The organism is Paenibacillus lentimorbus NRRL B-30488 (genome assembly GCF_000411595.1).
Lineage (GTDB): Bacteria > Bacillota > Bacilli > Bacillales > Bacillaceae > Bacillus > Bacillus velezensis.
In genome coordinates this window covers 519,499-541,878 of the sequence record NZ_ANAT01000006.1, presented here as the reverse complement: position 1 = coordinate 541,878, position 22,380 = coordinate 519,499, and the positions used below count along the sequence as shown (strand labels likewise).

The 22,380-nt window shown below is 43.7% G+C and carries 8 protein-coding genes and 2 pseudogenes; all 10 read left to right on the top strand.

The genetic code is table 11. From position 1 onward, the window contains the following. Nucleotides 1–16 precede the first annotated feature (16 nt). The 10 genes and pseudogenes from D368_RS05255 to lpdA all read left to right on the top strand — a co-directional run bounded on the left by D368_RS05255 (nt 17) and on the right by lpdA (nt 22,339). Nucleotides 17–4,495 carry an SDR family NAD(P)-dependent oxidoreductase gene (locus tag D368_RS05255; RefSeq protein WP_486129217.1) on the top strand — a complete coding sequence of 1,493 codons (4,479 nt, stop codon included), beginning with the start codon at nt 17–19 and terminating at the stop codon, nt 4,493–4,495. Next, nucleotides 4,495–5,301, top strand: a complete 807-nt coding sequence (locus D368_RS19935) for a hypothetical protein (RefSeq protein ID WP_486129216.1) — start codon at nt 4,495–4,497, stop codon at nt 5,299–5,301. The genes D368_RS05255 and D368_RS19935 overlap by 1 nt, the downstream gene beginning before the upstream one ends. Beyond that, nucleotides 5,238–10,445 (top strand): SDR family NAD(P)-dependent oxidoreductase, encoded by a 5,208-nt coding sequence (locus D368_RS05250; RefSeq protein ID WP_486129215.1) that lies wholly within the window; start codon nt 5,238–5,240, stop codon nt 10,443–10,445. The genes D368_RS19935 and D368_RS05250 overlap by 64 nt, the downstream gene beginning before the upstream one ends. Continuing rightward, complete coding sequence (locus D368_RS19930) at nt 10,433–11,875, top strand: type I polyketide synthase (RefSeq protein WP_486129214.1); 1,443 nt, start codon at nt 10,433–10,435, stop codon at nt 11,873–11,875. The genes D368_RS05250 and D368_RS19930 overlap by 13 nt, the downstream gene beginning before the upstream one ends. Nucleotides 11,876–11,925: 50 nt before the next feature. Further along, nucleotides 11,926–15,779: pseudogene (locus D368_RS05245) on the top strand (alpha/beta fold hydrolase). Nucleotides 15,780–15,811: 32 nt separating this feature from the next. After that, nucleotides 15,812–16,902, top strand: a pseudogene (locus D368_RS05240) (serine hydrolase domain-containing protein). 470 nt (nt 16,903–17,372) lie between these two features. After that, nucleotides 17,373–18,488 (top strand): pyruvate dehydrogenase (acetyl-transferring) E1 component subunit alpha, encoded by a 1,116-nt coding sequence (gene pdhA / locus D368_RS05235; protein ID WP_003154530.1) that lies wholly within the window; start codon nt 17,373–17,375, stop codon nt 18,486–18,488. A 3-nt stretch (nt 18,489–18,491) separates the two neighbouring features. Continuing rightward, nucleotides 18,492–19,469 (top strand): pyruvate dehydrogenase complex E1 component subunit beta, encoded by a 978-nt coding sequence (pdhB, locus tag D368_RS05230; protein ID WP_003154528.1) that lies wholly within the window; start codon nt 18,492–18,494, stop codon nt 19,467–19,469. Between the two features lie 124 nt (nt 19,470–19,593). Beyond that, complete coding sequence (gene pdhC / locus D368_RS05225; RefSeq protein WP_003154526.1) at nt 19,594–20,922, top strand: pyruvate dehydrogenase complex dihydrolipoyllysine-residue acetyltransferase; 1,329 nt, start codon at nt 19,594–19,596, stop codon at nt 20,920–20,922. 4 nt (nt 20,923–20,926) lie between these two features. After that, nucleotides 20,927–22,339, top strand: coding sequence for a dihydrolipoyl dehydrogenase (gene lpdA, locus D368_RS05220; protein ID WP_033574600.1), 1,413 nt, complete (start codon nt 20,927–20,929; stop codon nt 22,337–22,339). The last annotated feature ends 41 nt before the right edge of the window (nt 22,340–22,380 follow it).

Sequence of the window (22,380 nt, the reverse complement as noted above, 5' to 3'; positions counted from 1 at the left end):
GGCTGAACTGCCTGACATGAAAGAAAGTAAGAACGAAAATCTTTCCGCTCTTATAACAGAAGGAGACATTCAGCAGCTGATCGCAGACATCAAAGGGACTGCCCCTGAAACACTCTCTGTGGTAAAAGGTTTTTATGAACAAGGCCTGGATTCCGTCACACTTATGCAAGCCGTAAAGGCATTGGAGGAGAAAACAGGCAGGGAACTGTACCCTACTTTATTGTTTGAGTATCCGACGATTCAAAAACTTGCAAATTATTTTGCGGAGAGCGGCGAAAAGACGTCAGTTGACAAAGACCTCCCTCTTCATCATGGAGAGAATCATACGGCTCTGACCTATTTAACGCCGTATTGGAGACAAAAGGCTGCCGCTTGGGACCCGCATTGCGGAAATAAAAAGAAAAGAACATGTCTGCTGTTTCAATATGACAGAGAGCTTTTTCATTTTATGCGGGAAAATGCTGAAAATGGATTCAAAAATACACAGATCATTCTCGTTTTATCAGGGAATCGTTTCTCCTATCACGGAGACGGTGTTTATGAGATAGACCACAGGGAGGAAGCTCACTTTGACAGGCTTGCAGCTGATCTGAAAAAAAGGGGGCAAATGCCCGACACCGTGGTGTACGGGTGGCCGGAAGGATCATTTGCCGGCCCGGAAAAAATAAGTGAACAGCTTTCTAAAGGGGCTTACCCGCTATTCTTTTTCAGCCGGGCATTGATGCGCAGCAAGGCGGAAAAAAAGGTTGTATCGCTTTTCCTTTATCCGGCGGATCATAAAAATGATCAGCCGCTTTACGCTTCAGTCCATGGCGCAGGGCAGTCTATTTTGCTTGAGAACCCGAAACTGGCCCTTAAGACAATCGGGATATCAGTTTCAGACAAGTCATCGTTGCCGGCTCTTACAGCTGAAATCATCAGATGCGAATCAACTGAAGCGCATCCTGGAGAAACCGATCTTTATTATGAAGGAAATGTGCGCTGGGTCCGTGCCTTACGGGAAGCAGAACCGGCTCAAAACTCAAGTTTCTCCTTTAAAGAAAACGGAGTATACATGATTACAGGAGGGGCCGGCGGCTTAGGCCTTATATTTGCAGAACATATCGCAGCGCAAACGAAAGCCAATATTATTCTAGCGGGCCGTTCTGAACTGACGGAAGACAAAAAGAACAAAATCAGCCGAATGAAAGCAGGCGGTTCTTCGGTTCAATATATAAGAGGAGATTTTTCAGATAGCCGCGATGCAGAGCGAATCATAAAAACCATTAAAAGGCAATTCGGAGAAATCAACGGTGTGATACACAGTGCCGGTGTGACGCACGACGCTTTATTGATTCAAAAATCAAAAGATGAAATTCAGGAAGTGATCGCTCCGAAAATAAATGGGACGGTCTTATTGGACAGCTTGCTGCAAACCGAACCTTTGGACTTCTTTGTGATGTTTTCATCAAGCAGCTCGATGTACGGGAATATCGGACAGACGGATTACGCCCTGGCCAACCGGTTCATCGATCTTTTCGCTGAGTGGCGTGAAGGAATGAGGCGGAAAAAAGAACGCTCCGGCGTCTCAGTAGCCATCGGCTGGCCCCTATGGGAAGACGGCGGCATGAAAGTGGATAAACAAACTGAAAAATGGATGAAACAAAAAATCGGTATGGTTCCTCTTAGTAAAACCAATGGGATCAAAGCTTTTCAAGATTCACTCTCTCTGAACGCATCACAGCTGATCGTGTTTGAAGGTGACAAAGAAAAATTGGAATCTGCACTTCAAGATACCTTAATGGAGGATGAAAGCCGTGAGATCCAAATAAATGAAACGGCTGATATAAGGCATCAAGACATTGCCATTATCGGATTAAGCGGAAAGTATCCGATGGCCGAAGACTTACCTGAATTTTGGGAGAATTTAAAGAGCGGAAAAGATTGTATTACAGAAATCCCGCCTGACCGCTGGAATATGGTTGATTTCTTCAGCGAAGACAGAGATATGAAAGGGAAGTCTTACAGCAAGTGGGGAGGTTTTATCAGCGGAGCCGATCAATTTGATCCGCTTTTCTTTCATATTTCCCCACGGGAAGCAGAACTTATGGATCCCCAGGAAAGGCTCTTTTTAGAAACGGCCAAAAATTGTTTTGAAGACTCAGGGTACCCGAGAAACATGCTGGAAAAGATGAAAGTCGGTGTATTTGTCGGTGCCATGTGGGGCCAATATCAACTATTTGAAGGAGAAGAAAATGGAGTGGCTTTCTCGCCGGCTTCCGTCTATTCTTCAATTGCCAATCGGGTGTCTTATTACTTTCATTTAAAAGGTCCGAGTTTGGCTCTGGATACAATGTGCTCTTCATCACTAACCTCTATTCATTACGCATGCCAAAGCATACATTGCGGAGAGAGCGATATGGCATTAGCCGGCGGAGTGAATTTGTCAATACATCCGAATAAATATAAGTTCCTCAGCATGGGACAGTTTCTATCAAGTGACGGCAGATGCCGGAGTTTTGGAAAAGACGGAAGCGGTTACGTTCCCGGTGAGGGAGTCGGAGCCGTATTGTTAAAACCATTGAAAAAAGCAATAGAAGATCAAGATCAAATATACGGTGTGATTAAGGGAAGCGCCGTTAATCACGGAGGAAAGACGAGCGGGTATTCCATACCGAATCCGGATGCGCAGGCGGAGGTCATTTCAGAAGCGCTTCGTAAAGCTGACATTGATCCGAACACCGTCAATTATATTGAAGCGCATGGAACAGGGACATCATTAGGCGATCCGATTGAAATTCAAGGACTCAAAGATTCCTATCAATTGAACCATCCTTGCGCCATCGGTTCGGTGAAATCAAATATCGGACATTTAGAATCTGCGGCAGGAATCGCTGCGGTAACGAAAGTGCTTCTCCAAATGAAGAATAAGCAGCTTGTTCCTTCACTGCATTCCGATATTGTTAATCCGTTTATAGATTTTGATCAGGTTCCTTTTCAAGTGCAGCGGAAAGCGGCTGAATGGAATATTCCGCAAAACAGCCATGCTGTTCATCCTTTGAGAGCCGGGGTAAGCGCTTTTGGGGCAGGAGGGACAAACGCGCATCTTATATTGGAAGCGTATGAGCCGCCAAAAGCTTTTGATCATCAAAGCGGCCGAGTGATCTTTGTTTTATCGGCTCAAGACAAACAACGGCTGATAAAATATGCGAAGGTTATGGCTGATTTTCTATCAGAAAATGAATCGAAGGATAACAATCATAAACTGCGTCTTCAGGATATTGCCTATACACTTCAGACGGGACGCGATCATATGGAAGAACGGCTGGCGATAGTGGCAGATTCCGGGCAGGTCATTGCTGAAGAGCTTTCAGCTTATACCAGGGGTGAAAAAAGCAGCTTAAGTTATACCGGTAATACATTCGAATCAGAAGTTCACAATGAAATGCCTCACGTTTGTTCAGATTACGCCGAAGCAGCATCCAAATGGGTAAACGGAAGAAAGATAGATTGGGAGACTTTTGAGGTGAATCGGAATGCCCGCAGGATTTCTATTCCGGGACAACCGCTGATCAAACAGCGGTATTGGATAGCGGAAAAAGGGGAAGCACTTGTTTCAGCGGATGTGAGTAAGACGGGTCACCCTTTCTTGGGGAGTAACACGTCCGATTTTAATCAGTTCAGTTTCACGAAAAAAATCAGCCGTAATCATCCGTTCGCACTAAGTCTGTCTGAAGGAAACGTGTCCTTTTTCCCTTACGCATCCTTGGCTGAAATGGCTATCGTCAATGCAGCGGCGGCATTTGGACAACCAGTTCAAACATTGACCGATTTATTGTGGACCGAAAGCATGAACGGAATGACTGATATACGGGGACTGATGATTACGCTGACGCCTGAGCGTGACTTTGCGCGGTTTGACATATATGCAAACACAAAAAATGAGAATAAAGTACGTCTTGCCAGGGGAAATGCGCATATTGTTAAGCCTCAAAGCGGTATGCTTCCTGAAGCGCTTGATATTGCTGAAGTCAAATCAGAAATGACTGAACATCCGGCTGAAGCGCCTTTTGTCATTGAATCAGCGAAAAACAGTGACGGAATGCTGTCGCTTCATTCATTGCCGGATGAGCTTTATGCAAAAAGAGAAAATTTTACGATTTCACCTGAAGCGCTTGAGTCCGCGATTCAAGCCAGTGCGTTTTTTGTCAGCGGAGAAACCTTCCCGGAATTGATCGGAATGGGAGCGGCGGATGTCTATCAGCCTCTCGCTCAAAATTTTTACGTCTATACTCAAAAAGAGAACCGGCAGAACAGCCGTGATGTAACGTGTCATATGACATTTACAGATGGAAACGGAAGCATTCTGGCAGAGTGCAGAGATGTGAGATTCAGATATGGTCATGAAAAAGACACTGTTCGGACGGACGATGAACTCATTCGTCTCCTGCGTCAATTAGAAACCAATGATATTGATCAGAAGGCTGTATTGAAACAATTAATGGGGGAAGAATGATGAACGGAAAACGTGAACAAATCAGCGATATTCTTGATCTGATTCAAACAGGACAAATGTCGGCTGACGAAGGCTATGCCCGTGTGACATCCATTCAGAATCAAAAATCACGGGCATCGAACCATCCGCTTTTATATTACAAGCCGGAATGGACTGAATCGTTCATTCCGAGTAAGAAGAGCGTGTCCTTGACGGGATTGCTCCTGATTTTTGCAGAAAATGAACGGCAAATACAAGAATTGAGCGGTTTGTTTAAGGACTGCACTCTCTTGTTTGTCATCCGCGGAAAAGAATTTGCTGTTTTACATGATGATACGATTTGTATGAACCACGTGAAAAAAGACGATTATCTAAAGCTGTTCCGGTACATTCATGATCATTATCAGCCGCCCGAAAAGATTCTTCACTTGTGGTCTGATTCTCAGGCTGACATGAGTAAGGGAGGTATACAGAAACAATTGGAAAACGGATTGTTTTCTCTTCTGTATATTACACAGGCGCTGATTGAACTAAAATGGAAAAAGATAATAAAACTGACGCATATTTTTCAAACAGAGAATAAAGAACAACTGCCGCTGCATCATGCTCTCGGCGGATTGGTGAAAACCGTTCACCAGGAACACCCCAATTTTCACTACCAGATTATCAATATCACGCAATCAGAGGGTGCGGGAGCCGCTCTTCCAGCAATAGCTGATATATATCAGAGAGAGTGTGACGAAAACGGGATATCCATTTTGAAGTGCGCTATGAAAACGGCAGACGTTTTACGAAAAGCTATAATAAAGCCGGCTCATTCGATTTAACCCAGCCGCTGAAACATCATGGGAATTATCTGATTACAGGAGGCCTGGGCGGTCTCGGTTATATACTGGCAAAACATTTGTCGGAAAAATGGAAAGCGAATCTCATATTAACAGGGCGCTCTGATTTAACTGAAGAGCAGGAGAAAAAGATCGAATATTTAAGAAGTTCAGGTTCAACAGTTGAATATATCCGATCTGATGTTTCAAAACAAAGTGATGCTGAACGGATGTTTGCTTTTGCAAAAGAGCAGTTCGGCACCTTACATGGAGTATTTCACAGTGCCGGCGTACTCCGTGACTCTTTTATCTTAAGAAAGACAAAAGAAGAAATGGATCAAGTCACAGGTTCGAAAGTTTATGGCACGTTGTGGCTGGCGGAAGAAATCAAAAAAATGAAAGTTGAATTACTTGTCTTGTTTTCATCCACATCGGCAGTCTTCGGCTCAGCCGGCCAATGTGACTATGCTTTCGCCAATGCCTGTTTGGATCAGTATGCAGCAGTTATGACCGCAAAAGAGTCTGCCGAAAGGATAGTGTCAGTCAATTGGCCGCTATGGACTTCCGGCGGGATGAATATTGACGATGAAGGAGTATCCTACATGAAACAGGAACTCGGTCTTGACCCGTTAGATGATAGTGACGGAATACAGGCTCTGGAGAACAGCTTGTGTCAATCATCTGAACAGCTGATTGCCCTGAAAGGCCGTAAAGAAAAGATTGAGGATGTGCTGAAGCGTGCCGGCACAATCAGCTTTCATTCAGAGCAGCAGGAAGATGCTGATTTGCAAAACGATGAATTAAGACAAAATATCATCAGTTATCTGAAAAATATAATGTCAGAGGAATTGAAATTACCCGCCTCACTCATAGATGAAAAACAATATCTGGAGAAATACGGCATTGATTCAGTGATGATCATGCGTCTGACCAAAAAGCTGGAGCAAAGTATCGGCAGATTGTCGAAAACATTATTTTTTGAGTATCATTCAATATCGCAGTTAGCCGAATATTTCCTGAGTCATCACAGCGAACGAATGATGAAACTGCTGAACCCGGCCGGCAAATCTGAACTTGTTTCATATCAAAAAAAGCAAAAAAGAAAACCGGTGGAAACAAAAGCGCCGGCACGCTCTGAAGGAGAAGATTCAAAAGAGCACATTGCGGCCGATCCCCTTTCTGCTGATATAGCCATTATCGGTGTCAGCGGCAGATACCCGGGTGCGGAAAACATCAGGGAGTTCCAGAATGTGCTGATGAATGGACGGGATTGCGTAAGCGAAATTCCTGATGACCGGAAGGAAATGCTCGAGGGAAGCTGCTATAAGTGGGGAGGTTTTCTGAAAAATCCAGACCGGTTTGATCCTTTATTTTTCCGGATATCACCGAAAGAAGCGGCTTTTCTTGATCCTCAGGAACGTCTCTTTTTAGAGACAGTGTACAATACCATAGAGGATGCGGGTTATAAACCTTCAGATCTGACCCGCAAAAAGGTCGGAGTATTTGCAGGCGTCACATATGGAAGCTATCAATTTTTCGGCGTTGAAGAATCACTTAAAGGAAATGAACTGGCCGTCGGGTCTCCATTTTCTGCAATAGCAAACAGAATATCGTATTTCTTTAATTTTAAGGGGCCGAGTATGGCGGTGGATACAATGTGTTCATCCTCTCTTAACGCCATTCACTTAGCCTGTGAAAGTATACGGAGAGGGGAAAGCACACTTGCTGTTGCGGGCGGGGTCAATCTTACACTTCATCCGAATAAATATACATTATTAAATCAAAGCCGCTTCTTTGCAAGTGATGGCCGATGCCGTACATTCGGCGAGGGCGGTGACGGTTATGTACCGGGAGAAGGAGTGGGCTCCGTACTTTTAAAGCCGGCGGCGGAAGCGGTAAGGGACGGAGATCATATTTATGCGCTGATTAAAGCGACAGCGGTCAATCACGGAGGGAGAACAAACGGTTTTACGGTTCCTAATCCGAATGGTCAGTCTGAACTGATACAGGACGCGCTTCAGAAAGCTTGTATTGACCCTCGTACAATTAGTTATATTGAAGCTCACGGAACGGGAACTTCTCTGGGAGACCCGATTGAGATCACCGGATTAACAAAAGCGTTTCGGGAATTTACGGAGCACACTCAATATTGTTCAATCGGTTCTGTCAAATCAAATATCGGTCATCTTGAGGCCGCAGCGGGAATTGCCGGTTTGACAAAGGTTCTTTTGCAAATGAAATTGAAAAAACTGTTTCCTTCCATACATGCGGAGACGTTGAATCCAAATATTGATTTTAAAGCATCTCCCTTTTATGTACAGCGGTCATTGCAAGACTGGAAGAAACCGAAACTGCAGGAAAACGGAAAAACAGTAACTGTTCCGAGAAGAGCGGGAATCAGCTCATTCGGAGCCGGAGGAACGAATGTTCATATCATTATAGAAGAATATGAAGAAACAAACGTCTCAACAGAACATGTTGAGAACGAACCGCATATTGTCCTGTTATCTGCCAAAGACAATGAACGTCTTCTTGAGTATGCCGAAAACATGAAAGATTTTATTCAGCGTTCACTAAGTCCTGAAGTAAAGGATAAACAGACTGATATGAAAGAAAAGGTGAATGAAGTACTCAAACCGTTTGTTTCGGAATTGCTTCATATCCATCCGGAAGAAATTAATATTTCTGATCACCTGAGTGAATTTGGCGTAGGGCCTTTGGAATTAAGCCGGATGGCGGATTTTATTAACGAAATGTTTCATATTGAACTCACGATGTATGAATTAACGGATTGCCCCTCTATTCAAGCGGTTACTGAATACTTACTGAAGGAATATGCCGGAGTGATAAGAAACATGTTCCCGAATGAAGTGATGGAAGGCGGCCAATCGGAAAGCGTCGTTTTACGGGATCTGGCATACACTACACAATCGGGCAGAGAAGCGATGGAGGCCAGAGCGGCGATTACCGGTACCTCTCTTAAAGAAATGAAAGATAAATTATCTGAGTTTTGCCGCGGTATCAAGCAAGTTCCAGGCGTATATGTTAATCAGCAATCAGATGCATTTGCTGAAAAAATGAAGGCGTTAACAGAAGGCAGAGCAGGTGAATTGTTTGTAAAGACCATTATTGAGAACGGTGAAGCGGAAAAGCTGGCTCAATTATGGGTTTGGGGGGCGGATATCGACTGGAAATCCGTTCATCAACATTTACAGCAGCCGGGTAAACGGATCTCAATTCCGACTTATCCGTTTGCAAAAGAACGTTATTGGGTTCCGTTCAGGACTGAGAGGGCAGAGATCCCTCAGCATTCTTTTCAACATCACTTGCAAAAAAAATGGAGGGAGAATCCGTTTGTAAATCCTTCCGAAACAAAAGAGTACGGACTGACAGTTGTATTTGTGAATCAAGACACAGAATCAATTGCCCGCACCATTTGTTCGGATATAGATCAGGAGAATCTGATTGTCATAAAACATCACTCTTCATTTATAAAACACTCTGATCAAATGTTTGAGTGTTCTTTATTAGATGAAAACCACGCATACGACGTTATCCGTGAGATCTTCTCGGGCGGTGAGCGGCAGGTCGAAAATATATTTGATTTCTCAGATATCGGAAACCAGAGTGACAATCAGAACGGCATCCCATATTGTAAATTCTTATTTATACAAGAAATAATTAAGCGGAGTAAAAAGGAAACACCATTATCCATTTTACAACTAACCAATGGCTTGCAGGTATTTAAAGCGGAAAAACCAAAGCTGACGGGTGCAGAATCAGCGGCTTTTCTGAAAGCCCTTTCTGCGGAATACGGCTTTGTTCATGTGAAAACAATAGATATAGACAGCATGAAAGAAACGCATGAGCTGAAACAAATCTTTGAGATTGAAAGGGCGCAATGTACAGGAGAGAATGAAGTATGCTACCGCAGCGGCGTCAGATATGTTCCGTATTTTGAAGAAGAAAGAATCCATACCGGCGGCGGGCCTGTTTCATTTCCTGCGGATAAAGCCATCGTCATTACCGGCGGGACAGGGGGCATTGGCAGAGCAATAGCTGAAGATTTGGTGAAACGGGGAGTGAAAAAACTAGTGCTGACGGGTACGCGTCCATTACCTTTGCGAAGTGAATGGGATCATTTGCTGAAAGAGGGCAGACAGGACGAAAAGACAGTCAGCAATATAAAACTGTTTCAAAGTTTTGAAGAGAAAGGTGTCGACTATCTGTATTACAGCGGTTCTCTCACAAATGAAGAGAAGCTTCGTTCATTCTTTCACCAAGTAAGTCTTGAATTTAAAGATATTAGCGGTGTCATACACTGTGCAGGACTGCACAGCGGCGGAAATCCGGCCTTTATTCATAAAAGAATGAGTGAATTTAAGACGGTGTACGGGCCGAAAGTCACTGGACTTCAGAATTTGGAGCGGATTTTTAATAATAGGCCGCTGGATTTCTTTATTCTGTTTTCATCAATTGCAGCACAGTCACCCAAACTGTCAAAAGGAATGACTGATTACGCGTCTGCAAATGCATATATGGACTATTTCGCGGCTTATCATTTTCAAAAGGGGAGAACGTATTTTACGTCCATCAATTGGCCGAGCTGGAAAGAAGTCGGAATGGGGACTGTGACGAGTCCTTTATATGATGAATTGGGATTGGACTCTCTTTCCACGCGGGAAGGACTGGCGATTTTGTATCATGCACTGGAGAAAAAATCGGCCAATATCATTCCTATCGTGAAAAAAGGAACAGTGTTTCATGCAGACAGTCTCCTGAACATCAATAAAACCGGCAAGGCTTCATTTCCAGCCCGAAGACAGGAGACTCCCGGCACTTTTGATCGTTCAGAAGGGCTTGTCAGTGAACTTTCTGCCGTATTTGCCGAGGAATTGAGCATACCCCTTGAAAAGCTTAACCCAAATACGGATTTTCAGGAATACGGTGTGGATTCTATACTTCTTGTCAGCATTATACATCGTATAGAAGCAATGATTCAGAAAAAAATCGACCCTACTGTGCTTCTTGAACACAACACGATTCATGGTCTTGCGGAATATATCGGTAAGACGGCGCCGCCGTTGAAAAACAAATCGAACAGACTGATTCTCAAAGCAGCAATCAGCATGATATGCAGTCTGTGACGAGCCGAAATACAGAACCGCAGACGGCTTCCTCTGCAAAGATAGCTGTTATCGGAATCGGATGTAAGTTTCCGGGCGCGGCTGATAAAGAGGAATTTTGGGACAATCTGAGAAAAGGGAAGAACCATATTAAAGAAGTACCTGATTCCCGGTGGAATATAGAAGAAAATTACTCTCCGGTGCAGCAAAAGGGAAAAAGCATCAGCAAATGGGGAGGATTTATCAATGGAATCGGCAGCTTCGATCCGGAGTATTTCCGTATGGAAGAGGAGAAAGCCATCCAAACGGACCCGCTGATAAGACATTTCTTAGAAACGAGTGTACAGACTGTACGGGATGCCGGTTATGAAGAAACAGAATTATCGGGAAAAAAAGTCGGCGTATTTGTCGGTTCCAGAATGGGCGGCTACGGTCACAAACTGCCGAAAGAAAGCAGCAGCCACATCGTCGGTCTTAGTCAAAACTTTATTGCTTCACATGTGTCGCATTTCTTTAATTTTCACGGTCCAAGCATGGTTTCTGATACCGCTTGTTCTTCTTCATTAGTCAGCATTCATTTAGCCTGCCAAAGCATAAAAAACGGTGATTCAGAAATGGCGCTGGCAGGAGGGGCGGATCTGCTTTTGGATGAAATTCCTTACCTGATGTTAACAGAAGGAGGAGCTCTTTCGCCGGACGGTCAGTGTTTTACTTTTGATGAAAGGGCAAACGGCTTTGTACCCGGAGAGGGTTTTGGCGCTGTTCTGTTAAAACCGCTGGAGAAAGCAAAAGCTGACGGAGATCGGATATACGGTATCATTGAAGCATCAGCTATTAATAACGACGGTGCGACAATGGGAATTACGACTCCGAATCCTAAGCTTCAAGAGCAGGTTATTCAAGATGCATTTGAAAAAGCTGATATCACTCCCGGATCAGTCAGCTACGTCGAAACTCACGGCACAGGCACGATGATTGGAGATCCGATTGAGCTTCAGGCTCTGACAAAAGTATTCCGAAGAGACACAAACAAAACGCAATTTTGCGGAGTAGGAAGTGTAAAAACCAATATCGGACACTTATTAAGCGCTGCCGGAGCGGCAAGTTTCATTAAAGTGATTTTATCAATATGGCATAAGGAAATTCCGCCTACATTGAATTGTGAAACGCCAAATCCCCGCTTTGAATTTGAAAAGTCGCCTTTTTATCCGAATACAGAACTGAGAAGCTGGAAGGATGGAAAACGGAGGGCGGGCATCAGCGCTTTCGGTTTTGGCGGAACAAACGCCCACCTTTTGGTAAGCGGCCTGGATGATTCATATCATTCCGTCAGAACTCCGCTGCCGCCTGCCGAGTTTGTCAGAAAAGAGTACTGGCCGGATTCAAATCGGAAAAAACAAATCAAACAGAATAAAAAACGGCTTCTTGAAATTATTGATGAAACAGAGTAGCACCTGCTCTGTTTCTTTACTTTGTAAAAGAAGAAAGGTTGTCGAGTTGCATGAGGTTCAGCGTATTAGTCAAACATGACGATTATATTGTTTCAGACCATGTCCTTCATCAAGTGCGTACGATACCCGGCGTAACGTATCTGGATTTAATAACACGATTTTTAGCTGATAAAGGGATATCACCCCGAAGTTTTGAAATCAAACATGTTTTATTCCGTGAACCTGTTGCCACGTCAGTCCATTTTGATAAGAAAGTCACCTTCCAGTTTACGGAACAAGAAAACGGCTGGCTTGTTGAAACAACAAGCAGGAAATGGGTCGCTGAAAAGGCGGAAGGTGAAGCGTCAGTCAACTTGCAGGCGGAAATCATAAGAAAAAATGCGATAAACGAAAAGACAATTTCAATCGAAGCATTAAAGAAAGGGGCCGTCCGGACTTCGGATGCTGAAGCCGCCTATCGTAATTTGCGCAGGGGCGGCCTGATTCATAAAGATTTTATGAAATTGGAAGGTACGGTATATGAAGGTGAAAATTATATTCTGGGAGAGGTCAGTTTAAGCGGACTTTCAAAAGAATATACAGATGACTTTTACATGCATCCCGCATTTTTGGATGGATCTCTCAGCCTGTTGGGAATCCTTACATCAGACTTGCCGGATGAAGGAACAAATGCGTTTATTCCTATATATATTGAGACATTCCGGGCACTGCATAAAACAACCGGATCTTGTTTTGTGTATATTGATAAAAACAGTATAACGCAGCCGCCTTCTAAAGACATTTTATATGCGGACATAGAAGTATACAGGCCTGATGGAGAGCTTGCTTTTTATTATGAGCGATTCGGTGTGAAAAGAGTCAGAAATGAAAAATCAATACAAAGGCTGGAGCATTCCCATAAAGCTAAAGAGGTCGGCAGCGTAACGAACAATAAAGAAATGATCAGAAATAATTTGATCCAAGAGATAGCCGGCATGATTGAAAAACCTGCTGAAACAGTGAAGAATGATATTTCCTTTTACGAGATGGGCTTGGATTCTAAACAATTATTAGACTTATCCAAAAAATTAGAACTGATGTTAGATACAAAGCTGTACCCGACTTTATTATTTGATTACTCCACAATCGGTGAATTGACGGAATATCTGCAGGAGAAATACGGAGCTCGCGTTACAGACTCTATCTCTGATACAGTTCAGCACCAAGACAGTCATAAAACATTGACAGATGAGCTGTCATCCATTATTGGAGATGTTACAAACACACCGCCAAATAACGCGGACAAACACCAATCTTTTTACGAACTGGGTCTTGACTCAAAACAGCTGCTGCATATATCGAAAATGCTCGAGGAAAGATTGGATACACAATTGTATCCGACATTGCTTTTTGATTATAACAATATTCATGATTTAGCAGCTTATTTAGAAGAAAAATATGATGTGCGTATTACGCCGGCCGCAGCTGTTAAAGAAAAAACGCAAACGAAAGAGCCGTCTGAAAAGCCGGTGCTTGATTCCTTGTATTTACAAAAAGAATGGATTGAATCGCCATTAAAATCCGGAGAAGTGCCTAAGGAAAATACATTGATTTTCGATTTCGACAGTTCATTGAGTGATGAAATCCGAAAGTACATCGGCAGTGAAAATGTTATTTATGCGGAAGCCGCCGCTGAATATGAAATGGTAAATGAAAAGCATTATAAATTTAATCCGGAGCAGTCTGCTCATTACACCAGACTGTTAGATGATATGAAAAAGTCCGGAGCGTTTCCGGTGTCAATCATTCATTACCTGTCAAAAAAAGCTTATACTGAGGCAGCGTTAGATTTGACTCACAGTTTTTATTCAATCCTTTATTTAAGCAAAGCGTTGATCCGTCAAAAAATAAAAGATAACATCAACATTTTGTACGTACATGACAAGGATCAATATACAAATCCGGTTTACGCCGCGATTGGAGGCTTTTTTAAAACGCTGAATGCGGAGCAGCCGAATATAAAGTGTAAAACGGTTGAGATTTCTTCAAGACAAACCATTGAAAAAGCACCTTTGCTTCTCAATGAATTAAGTGTCGGACATCATGAGACTGTGAAATATGACGGCGATCAAAAAAGGCGGGTGACAGCATACAAAGATGCTTCGCTGCAACCAGGGCAAAAGGCCGCAAAGTTTGTAAAAAACGGAGTGTATCTCATCATCGGAGGGTTAAGCGGCATCGGCTGGATTATTTCAGCGTTTATTTATGCAAATCACGGAGCCAGCGTTATCATTGCCGGACGATCGAAAATGACAGCAGAAATGGAAGAAAAATTAGACAGCATCCGATATGACGGGGCAAGCATTTCTTACATCCAGGCTGACATGTCAGATAAACAGCAGGTCATCAAGTTAGCGGAAAAAATTCATGCTGATTATTCCGAAATCAACGGGGTCATTTACAGTGCAGGCGTGTTGAAAGACTCTTTCATTATGAATAAAACAGACGCAGAAGCTCAGGCGGTGCTGCAATCAAAGGTCAATGGTGTGATTCATTTGGATGAAGCGCTCAGAAATATGCCTTTGGACTTTTTTGTTTTGTTTTCTTCCATCTCATCAGAAATCGGAAGTCTGGGTCAAGCCGATTACGCCTACGCCAATCGTTTTCTGGAGCATTTTGCCGAGTGGAGGGAATGTATGAGAAAGGAGGGGGGGAGATCAGGAAAAACCATCGCTGTAAATTGGCCTTTCTGGAAGGACGGAGGCATGTCAGTTGATCCCGGCATTCAAGACATTATGAAAACCGAGTACGGACTTCACCCATTAGAAAATACTGCCGGAATCAAAGCTTTTGAACACTCGCTTCTCGGCCAAGGCCACCAGCTGATCGTGTTATACGGAGAAAAAGAAAAATACAAAATGATTTCAATCCGTTATCCGCCCGTTCAGCACCGCCTCTAGTAAGAGATTCAGCGATTGCAGCCGATTTTGATGCTTCGTCAATCGTTACGGAAGAAGAAGCTGAAAGTCCATTCCGAATACTCGGCACAGCTTCCAATCGTCATCTCGACGATTATTTGCATTATTGGAGCAGACTGAAGAAAGGAGCCCTTCAGCACGATCAAAGCGATGCCGCAAAAAAACTCATCGCTTTTTACCAGACAGAAGAAACGGAAACCGTTCATTTTCTGGCAAACACAGAAAATGCCCGGCATATGGAAATATTGATGAGCGGTAAGGGTGAAACAATTTTACTGATTTGCGGTTTTGCTACCACTGCTTACATGTGGAAAGAACAAATGAAGGAGTGGGCAGACCAATTTAATGTAATTGTCATCCACACACCGGGTTACGGGCTGAGTGAGGGGAGCGCCGATTTTACATTGAGCGGGCTGGCTCAGACTTTTATCGAAGTGCTGAACGAGATAGGGGTTGCTTGGCCGATCCACATTGCGGCAGCTTCTTGGGGAGGCATGATAGGGCAGAGGATAGCCTATGAATACCCTGAAAAAGTAAAAACACTCATTCTTTCCGGAAGTTACACCGAATACGAAGAAGACCCTGAAAGCAGTGTCGAGGAAAAACTGAAAAATGATTTTATAGCTATAGGAAAATCGCATGAATATGAAAGTTTATACAGTAATCAATTCTTAAATGCTTCTATTGAACGTTTTATGAAGATACATCAACAAGAAGGCTATTCTACGATCGGCTTTTTAAAAGACATTCATACAAGAACGCTTATCCTTACGGGTGAGAAGGAAAGCGTAGTTGATCAGAAAGAAACAAAAAGGCTGCAAAAACTGCTGAGCAATGCAGAATTAAAGAAAATTAAGGGAGCGGGGCATCTTCCGAACATCACACATCCGGAAGAATTTAATAAAGCGGTGTCAGAATTCATCAAGAAATCAGTAAGTAAGGGATGAAAACGATACATACAGTACAGGGGGAGAAAACAATGAAACAGACAATAAGCAATCCGGCATTTGATATGAAACAAATTAACGCTCTTAACAGCCATTATCAGACGATGATAGACAATGGAGATCTGCAATGTGCGAGTTATATGATGTCAAGAGGAGGCGAGGTTTTTGCAGCTGAGTCGTTAGGGGAATTTACCGGCGGACAAAAAGAAAAGCAAACATTTCAGCTTGATACAATCAGAGAAATCGGTTCTTTGACAAAAGTGTTTACCGCTGTAGCCGTCATGCAGCTCGTCGAAAAAGGTCTGCTCGATTTGAAAATGCCGGTCAAGCTCATTTTGCCTGCGTTTGATAAACCGGGTTTCGGAGACATTAAAATTTTACACCTTTTGACTCATACGGCGGGATTAAGTTTTGAGCTGGATATTCAAAAGGCTGAAGGCATTGACTTAACGAATGAGGAAGAATGGATAAACTATCTGATCAGTACGCCTTTAGAGTACGGAGTGGATGAAGCATGGAACTATTCCAGAACCGGCTTTGTTATACTTGGCATCATTATTTCAAAAGTAACAGGCGTGTCCTACGAACAGTATGTAACAAAGCATATTATTGAAGCGCTCGGATTAGAAAGAACGTTTTTTTATGTGCCTGATGCGTTAAAAGAAGAAGTTTGTGTGATCAATGAACACGAGTGCGTACAGCTGGAAAAAAGTCATCACCCGTATTTTCCGAATAAAGCGACAAGCGGTCTGCACTCTTCGTTGGAAGATATTTGGAAGTTGGCTGAAATGTTTAGAAATAAAGGCAGATTGAAAGATAAGAAGCTGCTTGGAAGAAAAACAGTCGAGGCCATGCTGAGAAATCAAATAAAGCCCGGTCTTCCTTTTACTTCTTCGGAGCGCCCAGAGAGGAAGGCGGCTTTGGTTTAGGCATTAATTTGTGGCCGGCCGGTGACCATTATTTCATGACAGAAGGCACCTTCTCACATCTTGGAATGGGTTGGTGCGGCATGTTTTCTGATCCAGCCGAAGATTTTACGTATGTATTTTTCACTCCGATTTCCGAGTTTCATCCTCATGCCGTGCTGACGCCGCTGAATATCGTGTGGGCGGGTATTGAATAATTAGACAAAAGCATCGTCCCGTCTGTCCGGCAGGCGGGACGATTGCTAACTGCCCGTTTTTATCCCGCGGCATCTTCTCAAAGCCCGCCCTCGAAGTTAAATAACTTAATTTACTCTTTGTAATTTTTTTAATTATAGTACAGTAGAGCCTTTTTATAATACAGTTTAAAGTCTTTTATAGTACAGTTTGGCGCAGTATGATCTTAAGTTTTATAAGCGGTTTCAAAATAAGGTTATAAATAATTGACGGCTTTGTTTAATTACTGTAAACTATGGTTGTTGATCATATTGTACTAATAAAAAATCTTTTTTTATTAGTACAGTTTAAACGTCATTATCTTTGCTTAAGCGCTATGTGGATTTCTGAATGATTAATTTTAGAATTGCAGAGCATGATAAGACTGTTTTTAATACGGATGGCTAAACGGTATCCTAACCCTGTTAAATCAAAAGAAGAGGTGGTTTAAAAAATGGCTGCAAAGACAAAAACTTCAATTGTTGATAGCAAAAAACAATTTGATGCTATTAATAAGCAGTTTGAAACGTTCCAAATTTTAAATGCTGAAGGAGAAGTCGTAAATAAAGACGCAATGCCTGATCTTTCAGATGATCAGTTAAAAGAATTAATGAGAAGAATGGTGTATATCCGCATTTTAGACCAGCGTTCAATTTCTCTTTCCCGTCAAGGACGTTTAGGTTTCTATGCACCGACAGCGGGCCAGGAAGCTTCTCAAATTGCATCACACTTCGCGCTTGAACAGGACGACTTTATCCTTCCGGGTTATCGTGACGTTCCTCAGCTGATTTGGCACGGGCTTCCTTTACATCAGGCATTCCTGTTCTCAAGAGGCCATTTTAAAGGTAATCAGATGCCTGAGGGAGTAAACGCTTTATCACCTCAAATTATTATTGGTGCTCAAATTATTCAAACCGCAGGTGTAGCTTTAGGTCTTAAAAAGCGCGGTAAAAAAGCGGTAGCTATTACTTACACTGGTGACGGCGGAGCTTCTCAAGGTGACTTCTATGAAGGAATGAACTTTGCCGGAGCATTTAAAGCGCCAGCGATCTTCGTTGTTCAGAATAACCGCTATGCGATTTCAACTCCTGTAGAAAAGCAATCATCCGCGCAGACAATTGCCCAAAAAGCAGTTGCTGTCGGTATTACAGGTGTTCAAGTAGACGGAATGGACGCACTAGCCGTTTACGCTGCAACCGCAGAAGCACGCCAGCGCGCAATTAACGGTGAAGGTCCGACTCTGATTGAAACTCTTACATTCCGTTACGGACCTCATACAATGTCCGGTGACGATCCGACTAAATACCGTACGAAAGAAATAGAAAATGAATGGGAGCAAAAAGACCCGCTCGTACGTTTCCGCAAGTTCTTGGAAAACAAAGGACTATGGTCTGAAGAAGAAGAGAACAAAGTGATTGAACAGGCCAAAGAAGAAATCAAACAAGCTATCAAAAAGGCTGACGGCGAATCAAAACCGAAAGTAACAGAGCTGATTGAGAATATGTTTGAAGAGCCGACGTTCAACTTGAAAGAACAACTTGAAATTTACAAAGCGAAGGAGTCGAAGTAAGCCATGGCGCAAATGACAATGATTCAAGCGATCACTGATGCGTTACGCACAGAACTGAAAAACAATGAAAACGTTCTGCTTTTCGGGGAAGATGTAGGCGTTGCCGGAGGCGTATTCCGTGCAACTGAAGGCCTTCAAAAAGAATTCGGTGAGGACCGCGTATTTGACACGCCGCTTGCTGAATCCGGTATCGGCGGTCTCGCTCTCGGTTTAGGCCTGCAAGATTACCGTCCTGTTATGGAAATCCAATTCTTCGGATTCGTATATGAAGTAATGGATTCAATCTCAGGACAAATGGCTCGTCTCCGCTACCGTTCCGGCGGACGCTGGACTTCTCCGGTGACAATCCGTTCTCCATTCGGCGGAGGGGTTCATACACCTGAACTTCACGCTGACAGTTTGGAAGGCCTTATCGCTCAGCAGCCGGGTATTAAAGTTGTTATCCCTTCCACTCCTTACGATGCAAAAGGACTGCTGATTGCCTCTATCAGAGACAATGATCCGGTTGTTTTCTTAGAGCATATGAAACTTTACCGTTCTTTCCGTCAGGAAGTTCCTGAGGAGGAATACACAATCGAGCTTGGCAAAGCTGATGTGAAACGCGAAGGTACTGACCTTTCTATCATCACATACGGCGCGATGGTTCATGAGTCGCTTAAGGCTGCTGAAGAGCTTGAAAAAGAAGGCGTTTCTGCTGAAGTTATCGACCTTCGCACTGTAAGCCCGCTTGATATTGATACGATTATTGCTTCTGTTGAAAAAACAGGCCGTGCAATTGTCGTGCAGGAAGCTCAAAAACAAGCCGGCATCGCTGCCAACGTTGTAGCTGAAATCAATGACCGCGCGATTCTGAGCCTGGAAGCTCCGGTTCTGCGTGTTGCGGCGCCTGATACAGTATTTCCTTTCTCGCTTGCTGAGAGCGTATGGCTTCCAAACCATAAAGACGTTCTTGAAACTGCGAAAAAAGTTCTTGAATTTTAATCAGGCATCATAAAAGACGGTAAAGAGAGTCCTTTTCTCTTATGATGAAGGAGTCTGTTTACTAGGTTCAATGCTTGCGTATGCATAACTAAAATTTGCTTAATCAACTAGGAGGTCGAAAACTGTGGCATTTGAATTTAAACTTCCGGATATCGGGGAAGGTATCCACGAAGGCGAAATCGTAAAATGGTTTGTTAAGCCGAACGACGAGGTAGAAGAAGACGATGTTCTGGCTGAAGTGCAAAATGATAAAGCAGTGGTAGAAATTCCTTCACCTGTTAAAGGAAAAGTATTAGAATTAAAAGTTGAAGAGGGAACAGTTGCAACTGTTGGACAAACGATTATTACGTTTGACGCACCTGGTTACGAAGATCTTCAATTTAAAGGAAGCCATGATTCAGGAGAGGCGAAAACTGAGGCTCAAGTTCAGTCGTCTGCTGAAGCAGGGCAGGATATCTCTAAAGAAGAGACTCCTAAAGAGCCTGCAAAAGAAACCGGCGCAGGACAGCAGGACCAAGCGGAAGCTGATCCGAACAAACGCGTGATCGCGATGCCTTCCGTACGCAAATATGCCCGTGAAAAAGGCGTGGATATCCGTAAAGTAACAGGTTCAGGCAATAACGGACGTGTTGTAAAAGAAGATATCGACAGCTTTGCAAATGGAGGAGCGGCTCAAGAAGCGGCACCGCAAGAAACAGCTGCACCTCAGGAAACAGCTAAACCTGCAGCGGCTCAGGCTCCTGAAGGCGAATTCCCTGAAACACGCGAAAAAATGAGCGGTATCCGTAAAGCGATAGCGAAAGCAATGGTGAACTCTAAGCATACTGCACCGCACGTAACTCTTATGGATGAAGTTGACGTAACAAATCTTGTTGCTCACCGCAAACAGTTCAAACAAGTTGCTGCTGATCAAGGCATCAAGCTGACTTATCTGCCTTACGTCGTCAAAGCATTAACATCCGCTTTGAAAAAATTCCCTGTTTTAAACACATCGATTGATGATAAAACAGATGAAGTGATCCAAAAACATTACTTCAACATCGGAATTGCAGCGGATACCGAAAAAGGCCTGCTTGTGCCGGTAGTGAAAAATGCCGACCGTAAAGCCGTTTTCGAAATCTCTGATGAAATCAACAGCCTTGCTACAAAAGCGCGTGAAGGCAAGCTTGCACCTGCGGAAATGAAAGGCGCTTCTTGCACGATCACAAATATCGGTTCTGCCGGAGGCCAATGGTTCACACCGGTTATCAACCACCCAGAGGTTGCGATTCTCGGTATCGGCCGTATTGCTGAAAAAGCGATCGTCCGTGACGGTGAAATTGTAGCTGCTCCTGTCTTAGCTCTTTCTCTCAGCTTTGACCACCGTATGATTGACGGAGCAACTGCACAAAATGCGTTAAACCACATCAAGCGTTTACTGAACGATCCACAACTTATTTTAATGGAGGCGTAATGTTATGGTAGTAGGAGATTTCCCTATTGAAACAGATACTCTTGTGATTGGTGCGGGACCAGGCGGCTATGTAGCTGCCATCCGCGCTGCTCAGCTTGGACAAAAAGTAACAGTCGTTGAAAAAGCAACGCTTGGAGGCGTTTGTCTGAACGTCGGCTGTATTCCTTCAAAAGCGCTCATCAATGCAGGCCATCGTTACGAGAATGCAAAACATTCAGATGACATGGGAATCACTGCTGAGAACGTAACGGTTGACTTTACAAAAGTCCAAGAATGGAAAGCTTCTGTTGTAAATAAGCTTACCGGCGGTGTTGCAGGTCTTTTAAAAGGAAATAAAGTGGACGTTGTAAAAGGGGAAGCTTATTTCGTAGACAGCAACTCTGTCCGCGTAATGGATGAGAACTCTGCGCAAACATACACATTTAAAAACGCAATCATTGCTACTGGTTCTCGCCCTATCGAATTGCCAAACTTCAAATATAGCGAACGCGTTCTGAACTCTACAGGCGCACTTGCGCTTAAAGAAATTCCGAAAAAGCTCGTTGTTATCGGCGGCGGATATATCGGTACTGAGCTTGGAACAGCGTATGCGAACTTCGGAACTGAATTGGTTATTTTAGAAGGCGGAGATGAAATTCTTCCTGGCTTCGAAAAACAAATGAGTTCCCTCGTTACCCGCAGACTGAAGAAAAAAGGCAACGTTGAAATCCATACAAGCGCCATGGCTAAAGGCGTTGAGGAAAGACCTGACGGCGTAACAGTTACATTCGAAGTAAAAGGCGAAGAAAAAACGGTTGATGCTGATTACGTATTAATCACTGTCGGACGCCGTCCGAACACTGATGAGCTCGGCCTTGAGCAAGTCGGTATCGAAATGACTGACCGCGGTGTCATTAAAACAGACAAGCAGTGCCGCACAAACGTACCGAACATTTACGCAATCGGTGACATCATTGACGGACCTCCATTGGCTCACAAAGCGTCTTACGAAGGTAAAATCGCTGCGGAAGCTATTTCAGGAGAGCCGGCTGAAATCGATTACCTCGGTATTCCGGCGGTTGTATTCTCTGAGCCTGAACTGGCTTCTGTCGGTTACACTGAAGCACAGGCGAAAGAAGAAGGCATTGAAGTCGTTGCAGCTAAGTTCCCGTTTGCAGCAAACGGACGTGCGCTGTCTCTTAACGAAACTGACGGCTTCATGAAGCTGATCACCCGTAAAGAAGACGGTCTTGTAATCGGTGCGCAAATTGCCGGCGCAAGCGCTTCTGACATGATTTCTGAATTGAGCCTGGCGATCGAAGGCGGAATGACTGCTGAAGATATCGCGATGACAATTCACGCTCACCCGACATTGGGCGAAATCACTATGGAAGCTGCCGAAGTAGCAATCGGAAGCCCGATCCACATCGTAAAATAATGATGTAACAAAGAAACAGCCCCCGTTTGTAAAAGCGGGGG